The organism is Nocardia sp. bgisy118 (genome assembly GCF_057708605.1).
Genome location: NZ_JBYISM010000016.1, coordinates 128,650 through 141,269, shown reverse-complemented (window position 1 = coordinate 141,269; position 12,620 = coordinate 128,650). Strand labels below are relative to the sequence as shown.

Genomic DNA, 12,620 nt, shown 5'->3' with positions numbered 1-12,620 from the left:
GAATGTGAGGAGATCTTCGATGTCTGGCTACCGAAATGTGATACGTGACACGAATATGGCGTCCGAGTTTGCTTCGTCCGCCCTCCCTGCTCGGCCTGTTCCCCGTCGGCAGCCACGCCGCCGTGCCTTCCGGCCCGGCAGTCTGCGAGCGACACTGCCACGACACCACCCTGCCGCCAGAGTGCAGGGTGGACAACGTCCCGGAGCTGGCCGTTCCAAGGCGGGCACCGTCGATGCCACCTCTGCCGCACGAGCCGACCTACCCTGATTCCGTTGGTGCACGCGCAGTGCGAAAGTCGCGCCGCTGGTACGAACGGCAGCTCAGGGCAGGCCACCTACCCGAACGCAAGCAGGCAGAACCTGGTTCCTCACCACAAGCGACATCACCGCAGCACTCAAAGCAACCAGTCCCACTGCCAAGCTGACAATGCCTATCTGTCTGTCGTCCGAGAACACCGGCCTTACGACACCGTGCCGGTTGCACCGCGCACCGACAACTCGACACCGAATCATGTGTGGCCAAAGCGCGCCGAAATCGGCATCCCCAGGCGTCACGGATGGGATGAGCCCGAACGGGTCACCGTGGAACGGCTCGTACGGGCAGCCGCAATTGCCGCTAACAACGAGGCCGGTTTCGTACGGAACGGCCTGAATCTCCTAGACACAACACGATGAAATCCGCCAGCCTGCGCTGTTCGGGCAGGGCAAACTTGCCCCAAAGGCCGGACCTGGTGCATCTTGGGGCGACGGGTAGTTATCGTCGACCCGGGATACGGCAGCGCGAGATCTGAACCGCCTGCTTGGAGACCCCAACCAGTCCAGGGTCAAGGAGTGAATCGCGAGACCGGGAATCGCTCCTCACGATCTGATGGCATCGGCAAGAACTTCGTATGCGTGATCCCACGCGATACGTTCCTGTTCGAGGAGTACGCCTGTTTGATGGCTGGCCGCGTGGTCGAGGAGATGTTCGTAGAGGCGACGTTCCGAGTTGGTGAGGTGGGATAGATCGATCCGGGTCGCAGTCGCCCCTTCGACGGCGAGGTGGCGGAACCGGTCGAGAGTTCTGAGGTCCATGTGTACGGTGTCGGCGCGAACGCCGAGTCCTCGGAGGTCACTGATGAATGCAAGGCCGGGTAGATCTATGTCGCCCCAGTAGATCACCTTCCGTGCCGAGCGGACCCATGTGATTCGGGCATAGTGAGTGACGCTGAACCCCGCGCCGTGAAGCACGACAGTTCCAGGGTGGTCATCGGTGATCGCGTAGCCGGTTTCCTTGTTTTCGAGGATCACGACGGTGTCAGGCGTGCGAGGCCATTGGTTGAGGTCATCGACACCGGCAGCGAAATGACGCATGCCGGCGAGCTGTTGACGGAGTACGGGATCGATGACCGCGACCTGTATGAGGTAGGGCGGGATGCGCAATCCGAGGCGTTGGTGTAGTTGGATGCGTCGGGACACCGGAGCGTCGTCGTCTGCGTTCTGCTCGTCGGATGGTTCGTAATCGAGGTCCTCACGGGGTTGTTCATCACCGAGGAGTGCCAGCAGCAGTGTGGCGTGGCGGGCGAGCCATTTGGTGTTGATTCCTTCGATCGGCAGCTGGCGGAGCAGCATGCCAGAGGTGGGGTTATCGGCAATCCAGCGTGCGGTCGAGGACAGACATTCATAGTCCTGGTCGGGTAGGTCAGTGAGACGGCGGATGATGCGGTCGAATCGTGTTCCAGGAAAGGTGCGTGCGAGTTCGGTCAGGCGCGTGCCGCAGCGGTGCCATATCGCCTGCGTGTCGGGAACGACGGCGGCAGCTGCCCCGGGTGAGGTGAACGTGAGGGTCTTGGGCATGCTGTGGATGCCGGTGGGGAAGCGGGCATTGGCATAGTCGAGGACCCCGGGTCCGCTGTAGCGTGCCCAGTCGTCGGCCCAGGCGTGGCATGCGACGGGGTTCTCGGACCGTTCGGCTTTGGTCGGTGGTTTCAGGTTGATTCGAAGCGGCCACGATCCTTTTCCGCGGGCCCAATCGGGGTAGTCGCGGTCGAATCGCTCTCGTATGTCGCGCTCGATGTCATCGGGATGGCGCATCGCTCAACCTTTCCGGGACTTGCGGTGTTCACGCGGACTCACGGGCCGCCTCGTACTGCTCGCTCATCCTGCGTGTGAGAAGTTCGCCGAAGGTAGCGGATTGCGCGGTCGAGCGAGCTTCTGTTGCAGTGACATGTTTGTCGACGAGCACGGCTTGCCCGATGAACGGTTCGACGATCCCGGACATCCGAATCGGCGCAGCCATGATCAGTTGGAAGCCGAACTCTTCGAACGCTGCCAATGCTTGCTGTGCGAAGGTCTCGTCGGATTTGCTGAATGCTTCGTCGAGCATGAGCGGGGCGAAGGTTGGTCGTCCGTCGGAGTCACGGTCGGCGAGGTTGTAACTCAATGCGGCTGCGAGACAGAAGGCAACCAGTTTTTCTTGTTCGCCGCCGGAGTTGGAGGCGGTATTGCGGTACGCCTTGGTGGTCTCTCCGTTGTTGTTTTCTTCGCGGCCGTAGAAGGTGAAGCTGTTGCGGACGTCGAGTACGTTGGTGCGCCAGCGCCGGGATTCGGTGTCGGTCCCGGTGAAGCGCGCCATCAGATCGCGGATTCTGTGTACTTGCTGTATCAAACGGCCGCGATCACCGCGAGTGGTTGCTGCGTCCCTCAACAGTGTATCGACTTGGTTGCGGAATTCCTTCGCCTCAGCGGGTTCGTTTGTCTTGCGTACGATCTGGAGGTGGGTTCCGGGGTCGAATTCCACGCGTTTGAGGCCGGCGTTGACCATGTCGATGCGCGTTCTGATGTCGTTGGTGGCCTTTTCGATGGTGCCGTGCAGGAGGCTGATGGACGGCACCATGTTCTCGCTGATCATGCGCTGGAAGTTGTCCATCGCCTCCGGCAGCTTTCGCTCGACGATGTCGGCGTGTAGCTGTGCGAAATCGCCACCGCTGTGCTCGACGTCGCCGCTGATGTCGGGTGCGCTGTCCGGCCATTGCTCGAGGAATCGGGCGATCGCTGCCTTGATCTTCGAGTGGGCGAGGATGCGTTGGCTGTTCGCATTCTCGCGGCGGTGTTCGAGTTCCTTGCGGAAGGCGCTGCGGACCTGTGGCATCGAGTCGACGGTTGCCGGAACTTCGACGGCAGCGAGTATTTCGTCCAGGTGGGCGCGGTCCTCGGGGTCGTCGATGGTGTGAGGTTTGAGCTGTTCCTGATCGAGTATCGCGATGAGCTTCTCTTGTTGCTTATTGTTTTCGCTGAGCTTGTTCTCAAGTGCGGCACACGCCGCAACGAGTTTCTTCCAGCGACCCTCGGCGTCGTCACGCTGCTCTTGCAATGTATGCAGGTCGATATTCTCGGCCTTGAACTCTTCGATTCGCTGCTTAAGGTCTGCGACTCGCATGCTGGCGGTTCGGTGATCGATCTCGCTCCAGTTGGTGTATGCGGTGAGCGACCGCGCGGCCTCGCGTGTGGCTGTGAGCGAAGTAATGGTGCGGTTGAACTGGTCGGCATCGTGAGCTGTTCGTGTCGCCTTCTCCTCGAGAGCGGTGACTTCATCTTCGAGGGCTTGACGTTTCGCGGCGACGTTTCCACCCAGGATGTAGGAGGAAGGGCTGGTCACCGCGGCCCGATCGTCTTTGCGATAGTGGCCTCCCGGCAGTTTCACGGTGCCGCGGATGGTCACCGCCCGCGGGTATGCGTCCAGGTCGCGTGCGTTGTCGACGCAGATATGGTCGAACTTTTGCGCGAGCTGTGCAGTGAGCCACCCGGTAAACGGGTGAGAGGGGTCGACGGTGAGTTTCGCCGCCAAGGAGTCGGCGTCGACGCGAGCGGGCACAGTTGTCGCGTTAGGAACGACGTGGTATTCGACCAGGCTGCGCATGTCGTGCTCGTCGATGAACCGTTTGACCGAAGCCTGGTGTTCTTCGGGTACCAAGAGGCGGAGGCCGAAGTTGCGTAGCACCCTCTCCGCGGCCGGTCGCCACAGTTCTTCGCCGTCGACGATGTCGATCAACTCGGCGGCGTACGGCAAGGCGTCGGTCGAGACACCCGCGCCTCGAGCGATCAACTTGCGCCGAGCGCGATGCTGCTCCGGGATCAGAGTGCGCGCTGAGCGCAGCGCCGCCAACTCGTCGCTCCGGGCGTGGAATGCGTTTTTCGCTTCTCCAGCTGCGGCGTAAAGCGTATGAAGCTGAGGCTTTTTGTTGTCCAGCTCGTCCTGTGCCCGGTCACCGATGTCGGCGAGTTCGTCGTGGAGTGCCGCAAAATCCTCGGGGCACTCCGGTGTTGGTCGTCCGAGCTGGTCGACCAGCGCGGTATACGCGGTGTGTGCTTTCTGAACCGCAGCGGCTTCGGATTGCCTCTGACCGAGGGTCGATTCGAGCTCTCGCAGGCCTGCGCCTTTCTGGTCGAACTCGCGGGCGAGCGCCTTATAGGTCTCGTATGCGTCGTCGTGGCGGGTCGTTTGTTTACCGAGTTCGAGGTCTGTGTCCCGCACGGCATCGTCGATGCGGTCGAGTCCGTCTTCGACGGCCCGAAGGTAGACCCCGCGCAGGTAGTGCTCCATCGAGATCCCTGACAGCGACTCGGCTCGGCTGTGCAGGCGGATGGCCGCCTGGTAGTTCTGCCAGTTCTCAGGAACTTCCCGGAGTACTTGTTCCTGGTCGAATGCGCGTTTTGCGGTGTTGTATGCCTCATTGAGCGGTATGAACGCATTGACCATTTTCTGCGCTGCCTGAAAGGTCGGCGGCTCGTCCAGCATGTTCTCGCGGATGAACAGATTGAGGTCCCCGACGTTCTTCATCGCTTTTGCCTTGCCCAGCAGAGACAGCGCGGTCTTGGAAGTACCGAGGCCGATCCGTTTGGCCAGCTCAAGGGTGTAGCGGGTTTGGGTATCGAAGTGGGTGTCCGGGTAATTGTTCTTGTACCAGGCCAGGTCGTAGCCGCGTGCAGCCCACTGTTCCATCACCCGAAGGTCGAAGTCTCCTTGGTGGAGCTGGTGCATGGTTTTCAATGAGCCGCCGTCGACCTCGCCGCCCGCGAACCATTTGACGACTACTGCCGTGGTGATGGAACCGAGTCCGTCGGCGTAGGTGGCCGCGATTCCGGACCAGGTCGATTTCCCGGCACGCAGATAGCGAACCTGGGACTGCTCGTGCTCGTCGTTGGTTTCCGACCACGCGCCTCTGACGTAATCGGCAAGTGAGCGGGTTGCTTGCTTGGCTCCGCGAGCGGTCAGATCTGCCGAAGCGTTGAACCGCTGGTCGTGCGTGGGTAGCAGAACCACAGAGTGCGCATCCATCAGCGACGACTTGCCTGACCCGGACGGACCGGTGAACAACACACCGCGCTCGTCAACAGGCAGGTCCTTGTACCCATCGAAGGTTCCCCAGTTGGCGATCTGCAGCCGGGCCAGACGGTACTGGCCGAGGTGGATCGCGCGGCGCGGGCGGTTTGCCCCACCGGCGGACGGGGAGGTCCACCCGGTGGTGTTGGCTTTTGTCGCGGAGTGCAGATCAGGCACCGTGCGCCTCCTCGCCGTCGCCGTCAGCGTCCTGCAATGGTTCGGCACACGCGATCGCGCGGTAGCGCTGCTCCAATGCTTCGATCCGGTCGGAGGTGAGAAGTGAGGTGATCACACCGTAGATCACGTAGCGGTTGGTGCCCGGAACCTGTTTGATGATCGCCGCTTCGCCCAGTGCCCTGATCGCCGCTCGAATCTTGTTGTGGAAGTTGCCTTCATCGGTGTCTTCGGGCCGCTTGTAGGCCAGCATGTGGTCGATCATGTCCTGAGTGGTGACAATCGGGTCATCGGGTGCCGTCAGATACTGCTGGTACAGGTAGAGCGCCAGAGCGCTCGCCGCGAGGCTGAGCGTTCGCGTGCGCAGAATGGTTCTGCTGTGCGGGCTCGGGTCGACGGCTGGCTCCGTGAAGGCGTAGCGGTGCTCTCGGTTGATCTTGAGCACGACTCCGAGCTCGGCCAGACGACTGCGGAGAATGTCTTCGTACTGAAGCACGCACGACCAGTATTTGCGGTCTGCCTCGCTGACGTATGGCGCGGTAATCAGTGCCTGCAACGTCCAGCACACCTCGGGCGCCAGTTCGCTGGTGTCTCCATCGAAGCGCGGCTCATGGTGGCCGGGTTCGACGCGCGATCCGGATACTGCTTGGTCCGGCTGGTTGAATACCTCTTCCGGATCCAGCGCCACAGCCGCGGGGGCGAGACCGGTATGTAGGTCGGCGAAGACTTCGTCGAAGGGTTCAGACATCCTCGTCCTCTTTCGTGGGTGGCTCGAATAGCATCTGCTGGGCTCGCAATGTGCGTGCGTAGCCGGTGTGGGCTCGCTCGACCGGCTGGGGAATCGGCGTGCTGAACAGCACAGACGGCAGGGTGATTTCCCGCGGTCCGCGGCTGGTGTGCGCGACCACCGTGACAACGGCGTCCGGTTGTGCTGGAGGTGAGCCGAGTGACCAGAGACCGATCACGTCACCTGTTCGTGGGCGATCCAGTTCGGTGAGGACATCCCGCAGGTCGGCGTGGCCGCCGCGTCGACGCAGAGCTGCGTTGACGGCGTCGCGAAGCACAGCCCAGTCGATCGACTCGCGGCCTACCATTGCGGTCACATCGACCGGCGTGTCGGGGATCTCGACCAACGGATCGGGTTTGTCGACTACCCCTTCATGGAGCCGTAACCGTCCCACAGACGAGGTGTCGACCCCACTCATCGGGACAGTGAACCCGATATCGCGGCCTCCGTGGGTGCGTTTGAATGCCTCCACGGCAGCGGCCTGCGCGTTACTGATACGTGTCCGAATCCCCTGATAGTGCAAGGCATCGCCGCTGCGGACGAATGCGTTCATCCGGCGGAATGCGACCTGGCGGGCGTCTTCGACTTCGCTGATCCGGCTCCACATCGCGTCGATGAACCCGTCCAACGGCTCAGCGAGATCGCCGGGAAGCTGATCCAGGTGATGAAGGATGGCCTCGATGTCCGACTCGAGCTGACTTCGTTGCGACGGCCGTGACACCAAAGTCGCGAACGACCGAAAAGCCAAACCCTCAGGGGATTCGCTGATCACGTCATGGCCGTCGAACATCCGCCCAAGGGAGTCGGCGAACTCGGCAGGGTCGTCAGCGAACGTGCGCCGGATCAGTTCGGCTGTGTTGGCCTGCATTTGCTCGCCATACCGTGCGATATCCGAGGGCATCCGTTCGATCAATTGCACCAGCGCAGAAACCTTGTCGATGAGTTCACGTTGATTGATCTCGATCGGGATGTCCTCGTCGAGTGCATCACGCTGGGCCGCCAGTTGCGCGATCTGCTCGTCGAGAGCAATCCGACGCGACTCGGCATCGGGGTTCGCCTCGGTCGCGATCTGCCGGATCTCCATCATGACCATCGCCAGGGCCGATTCGGTGGCGATCGAGGAACGCCGTCTCAGGTTGCGCATCTGCCGCACCGCCTGGCCCGCGCCCGAGGTGAGCTGATAGCGCTCGATGCGACTGTCCGGGTCGATTGTTCTGCGCACCCACCCCCGTTTCGTCCATCGGATCAAGACGGCGTCGGTGTCGGGGAACGAGACCAGTTCACCTTCCTCGCCGTGGGGGTAGCTCCGCAACAGCCGCGGCAGGTCTTCGTCGAGGGCCGCAGTCAACGTCTCCCCGTCGACAATCTGACCGTCACCCAGATGCGCGGCCATCAGAGCCAGGTGCAACAGGGCGTCGTTCGACCGCAACAGTGACATGGTGACGTCGGTGTCTGCGTTGCTACGGAACTCATGCAGCAACCGTTCAGCATCACTGTTCGGCACCAGCTCCCCCTCGAATCGTCGCTCTACGGCCGCCTCGCCAGCATAAGCACGTGGACCGACAGCAAAACTGCTCACCGGGCGGCGATCGCAACCTCAGGACCACCGTTGCGCAGGGCTTCAGTCGCGTGGCCAGGATGTGTGCTCCCCCGGCCACGCTCCTGCTAAGTCAGCGCTTGTAGGCCGCTGGCAAGGTCAGCGTTGACCAACTCGTCGCGTTCATCGGCGCTGAGCCACCGTGCTATCGAGCTGCCGCCGGTCGGCCGCTCGACCCAAAGGACATCGTCGACAGCTTCCGCGACCGCGTGCAGATGGCTGATCACCATGACGAGGCGCTCCTCGCCGGTCTGAGCGCGCAAAACGTCGAGTGCCGATTGCAATGCATCGGTGTCCAGGGTTGCGAAGCCCTCGTCGAGGAACAATGACCCGAGGCGGGGGCCGTTGAGGGAATGCAGTTCCGCCAGAGCGAGAGCCAAGGCCAGCGACGCCAGGAATTTCTCGCCGCCGGAAAGCCGGTTGGCACTGTGCTCAACCTGGCTGCTGCGGCTGACGATATCGCAATTAGGGGCGAACCCGAACTGATTCTCAGTCAGCTGTCCAAGCAAGGTGCTAGCGATACCGAGGAGCGTTTGAGTGTTCAGGGTCGTCAGATGGCCCAGGAACTTGGCGTCGACGAACTCTCGCCGTAGTACATTTAGCGCCGCGTAGCGTGCCTCGCCGGCGGCGATCGCGAAATCGAGGTCCGCCGCCTGCTGTATCTGCGCCTTTGCCACACTTTCAGCCGTGCGCCAGTCTTTGGCGTCTTTGCGAGCCTCTGTCATGGCCTCGATGAGCGGGTGAACCGACTGCGGCCTGGTCCAGTCGACGGTCGCGTCGACGCCTGGCACGTCGGGCAACTGTCGGGCCTCCTCGACGAGTTTGGCAGTGGCTTGTTCGTATTCCAGGGTGTGTGCAGCGTACGCGCTGGCCAGGTCGGAGTTGACCTCGGCGGTAATCTCGCACAGTTCGGTGAGGAGTGTGCGAGTCTCGTCGACGCCCGCTTCAGCGGGGAATCGCGGGACCTGATTCTTGCCATCATCGAGATAGTCGATCGCTCGATGCAATTCTTTGGCCCAGGTACCTAGTGCGCTCTGTAGGTCCGCCAGCGGCCTATCCAGGAGTTGGTTGGTTTCTTGGTCCAACTGGTGCTGCTGGGTGAGGACATCGGTCATCTCCTGGCGAGCCGCCTCCCGAGCATTGACCAGAATTTCTATATCGGACTTCGCGGCAGTGACCGCATCGGTTGCCTCGAGGACAGATTCGTCTGTGATGTCGAGTATTTCACCCGCCAGCATGTTTCGGATGCGGACGGGCAGGCCGCGGACCTCGGCAGCGGTACGATCGATAGCCTCGGCTTCACGGACTGCAACTGTGCCAGCTTCCTCGACTGCCGAAAGATGTGCCCTTTGATGGTTTGCGAGCGTTTCGCGGTCAGACTTGATGGTGAGAGTGGCCCGAAGCTCGTTCTCCCGGAGCCGCGTAATGTGGGCCGAAACTGCCTCCTCGCACCTGGAGATCGCTGAGGTGATCGGCTCTGTCAGGGTCTGGTCCTGCGCGACATGTCCTGTTGGAGCGGCCAATGTGTCCATTACGGCGGCAAGCGTCGTGAATGATGCTGCCGCATCGAAGGTTCCACCGACTCGTGCGACAAGGGAGGAGAACTCGTCGAACTGTGTGCGCGTCGCGTCAGCGGCGCGCTGCGCGTCGAGCTCCGCGGCGTGAAGTTTTTCCACGCTGTTCGAAACTGCCTGCGATGCGGTGATGATTCTGGCCTTGGCCACGGCAAGTTCACCATTGATCTTTCCGCGCAGCTCCGTGGCATCGTCCAGAGCGGCCCTCGCCTTACGCATCTCATCGGTGCCCGGAGTTGCGTCGGCCTCGAAAGAGGCTGGCACTTGCTGTCGACAGACCGGGCAGCAATCACCGGGATGGACGTCCGCCGCGATCAGGGCTGCCCGATCCTGCCGTTCCAGTGCACCTTTCCTTTTCTCAGCGGCGGTGACTTCGGCAATCGTGGCAGCAAGTTCTTGCTCGAAACGTGCCCTGACCTTGTTGGCGTCGTCCAGCTCATCGTTCGCCGACCTTCGCGCAGTGGTTGTCTCGGCGATCAGCAGGGCGGCCTTGGTCGAGTCGGCGATCTGTGTACGGAGTTCGCGGGCACGGTTCCACACACTCTGGCCGACTTCGGCGGCTGCGTCGGCCTCGTCGACGAGTGGCTGAATCTGCTCGGCTTGTTTGTCCAATGCGGCCTCGTCGGCGGCGATTCGACTGGCGTCCGCAGCCAATTGTGCGGTGCGGGTCTCGAGGCTAAAGCGCTTTTGACGGTGACCTTCGATGCGGTCTGGGAGGTGAGCCAGGATCGCGGCAGCGTCGGCAAGTGGACTGAGGCCCTCCCCAGCCTGCTCTCGCTGTCGTATCTGTTCCACCAAACCCCGCTCACGAGTCTTGATTTTGGCTGCACTGTCGACGAGCGAAGCTCGTTGTTTCTCAGCGTGTTCGGCGATCGGCGCGAGCTTGTCGAGGGTCGCGACCGCATCATGCACCACCCCGTCCGCGAGGTTGTCGGCGGCCTTCTGGGCCGCGACTGACGCCCCGCGAGCCGTGGAGACCTTCTCCTGCAGTGTGCTTATTGTGTCGATCGATGTCACCAGCCGGGCTGCCAACGTTTCAGCAGCTGAGGCCTTCGAGCAGCAATCGGCGGTGGTCTGCTCCGGCTTGTCGGGCATGCCCTTGCGTTTTTCGGTTGCTTGCTCGAGGAGTGCTTTCAGCTCTGACGCCCGCTCCCGAGCGACGTCCTGGACCGCCTCCAGCGAATCCGCACCGAACAGCTCGCGCAGATGTTTCTTACGCTCACTGGGTTTCGAGGTCAGAAGTTGGTCGAACTTTCCCTGCGGCAGCAGTCCCACACGTAAGAACGTGTTGTAGCCCAACTGCAGAACGGCTTCGATACGGCTGGTCACAGCCGTCGCGCCGTCGACTTCCTCACCGGTGTCGAAGTTCTTCAGATGGTGTCGTCCAGCATTGGAATTCGTGGCATGGATTGTGCGGTGCACCTGCCACCGATGCCCTCCGTGTGTGAAGGTGAGTTCGACGCTGCCGATGTCGGCGTGGTCGGCGATGAGTAGTTTTGTCTCCCGGCCGTCCCACGAACTCTTGCCGAACAGCGCGAAGGTGATCGCCTCCAGGATGCTGCTCTTGCCGGCGCCGGTGTCGCCGAGCACAGCGGTCAGACCTTTGTCGGTGAAGTCGATAGTCGCTGGTTCGGGGTAGCTGCGGAATCCCTTCATGGCGAGTGTGATCGGCTTCATCGCGGTACCTCCGAATCAGTAGAATGGCCGACGGTCAGCACACCCGCACGATCGATGCTGTCGAGGGGCCGCCCGTCAATTGCGGCGGCCAGCAAGTTCTCTTCACAGCAGGCTGTTCGGTCTGTCGGATCCGGGTCCGCCTGTAGGTCAGCGAAGGTGGTCATCACGTGGTCCAGCGCCGGTCCGGAGACACGACCTTCGGAGAGGTATTCGCGCAGAATATCTTCCACACTGGGGAGGTCCGCGGCTGCCGTTCCCCGGTCGAGGATCTGCTTTTCGGCACCCTCGCGGATTTCATCGATGCCGACGATAGTCGCCTTCGGCAGCATCTCTGCCAGTGTCTCCGCAAGCCTCAACGTCGGACCGTCGGTGTGGACGGCGACCTTCACCCAAGCGTCGCCGACTCGGCCTGCATCGGTCCTGATCTGATCCAGCGTCCCGACAAGCTTGACCAGTCGTCGGCCGGATTCCAGTGGCACAATCTCGATTCGAGGATCTCGACCGGGCGCGATCTCGGCGAGAACCACGCTCTTGGTGTCGCGAGTCTCGCCGAAGTCCATCTGGAGCGGACTGCCGGCGTAGCGGCCGGTGAAGCCGATCCCGTCGATCCGCTGCGGCTTGTGGATGTGGCCGAGTGCACCGTAGTCGACCAGAGGCAGGCTGGTAGCCGTCGCGGCGTAGTCGGACTCGATGGAGATCTGTCGCTCGGAATGCGAGGGCGTGGCTCCCTCGACGAACAGATGCGCCGCAAAGACCAGCACGTCATGCGGACCACGATCGTGAGCAAGGCGGCGATACACGTCAGCCTGCACGGCCCGCATCCGCTCGGCGTAGGTTGCGGTCGCAGTCACCGGGTCGGCGAAATCGTAGGCAAACCGATTCGGGTGCAGATACGGCAGCGCACCCACTCGAACCGTGAATTCCCCTTCAGCGGTCGGATATTCGGCAACCAGCAGTCCGTCGGGCCGAGCGTCGGTCGCGAACCGCACCCGGGCTTCGTCGTCGGTCCGGGCACCCATATCGCTGAGCATGAACTCCAGGAACGACAGCACGTGTCGCGTGTCGTGGTTACCGGCGACAACCACCACGGGCGCGATATCGCCAAGACGTCGCAGTGCCCGCGCAGCTCGGCGCATGTCGTCCAGACTCGGTCGATGACCGTCGAATAGGTCTCCACTGTGAACGATCACGTCGGGTCCGAAATCAGCTGCGATATCTACGATCTCGGCCAACACGGCATCGAATTCTGCGTCGCGCCGGTGGCGTCCGATCTGGCGTCCCAAATGCCAATCGGACGTGTGGAACACGCGTGCGGTCACGAAGTACTCCGAAGAAGGTAACGGGCGGGCATCCCATGCACCGCCGCGGTCGAATGGAGTCGAGCAGCACTGAGATTACACCACACTCGGGAGGATGTCAGGAAAAACTCTGGAAGCCTGGTAGGCTCCG

General features: G+C 62.1%; 6 protein-coding genes. All 6 read right to left on the bottom strand.

Annotated features, from left to right (window positions below; genetic code table 11):
- Positions 1-858: 858 nt before the first annotated feature.
- Positions 859-2,073, bottom strand: coding sequence for a DUF3322 domain-containing protein (locus tag AC3EO7_RS20675; RefSeq protein WP_435592122.1), 1,215 nt, complete (start codon positions 2,071-2,073; stop codon positions 859-861).
- A gap of 28 nt (positions 2,074-2,101) precedes the next feature.
- Positions 2,102-5,539, bottom strand: coding sequence for an ATP-binding protein (locus AC3EO7_RS20670; RefSeq protein ID WP_435592121.1), 3,438 nt, complete (start codon positions 5,537-5,539; stop codon positions 2,102-2,104).
- Complete coding sequence (locus tag AC3EO7_RS20665) at positions 5,532-6,284, bottom strand: DUF4194 domain-containing protein (RefSeq protein WP_435592120.1); 753 nt, start codon at positions 6,282-6,284, stop codon at positions 5,532-5,534. The genes AC3EO7_RS20670 and AC3EO7_RS20665 overlap by 8 nt, the downstream gene beginning before the upstream one ends.
- Positions 6,277-7,902, bottom strand: coding sequence for a DUF3375 family protein (locus AC3EO7_RS20660; RefSeq protein ID WP_488186281.1), 1,626 nt, complete (start codon positions 7,900-7,902; stop codon positions 6,277-6,279). Before AC3EO7_RS20660 ends, AC3EO7_RS20665 begins: the two co-directional genes overlap by 8 nt.
- A gap of 86 nt (positions 7,903-7,988) precedes the next feature.
- Positions 7,989-11,171: an AAA family ATPase gene (locus AC3EO7_RS20655; RefSeq protein WP_435592118.1), complete on the bottom strand. Its 3,183-nt coding sequence runs from the start codon at positions 11,169-11,171 to the stop codon at positions 7,989-7,991.
- Positions 11,168-12,490, bottom strand: a complete 1,323-nt coding sequence (locus AC3EO7_RS20650) for a metallophosphoesterase family protein (RefSeq protein ID WP_435592117.1) — start codon at positions 12,488-12,490, stop codon at positions 11,168-11,170. The genes AC3EO7_RS20655 and AC3EO7_RS20650 overlap by 4 nt, the downstream gene beginning before the upstream one ends.
- Positions 12,491-12,620 lie beyond the last annotated feature (130 nt).

Excerpts from the sequence above, each read along its gene's own strand:
- AC3EO7_RS20655 (WP_435592118.1), bottom strand. The coding sequence starts at position 11,171 with ATGAAGCCGATCACACTCGCCATGAAGGGATTCCGCAGCTACCCCGAA.
- AC3EO7_RS20675 (WP_435592122.1), bottom strand. The coding sequence starts at position 2,073 with ATGCGCCATCCCGATGACATCGAGCGCGACATACGAGAGCGATTCGAC.
- AC3EO7_RS20665 (WP_435592120.1), bottom strand. The coding sequence starts at position 6,284 with ATGTCTGAACCCTTCGACGAAGTCTTCGCCGACCTACATACCGGTCTC.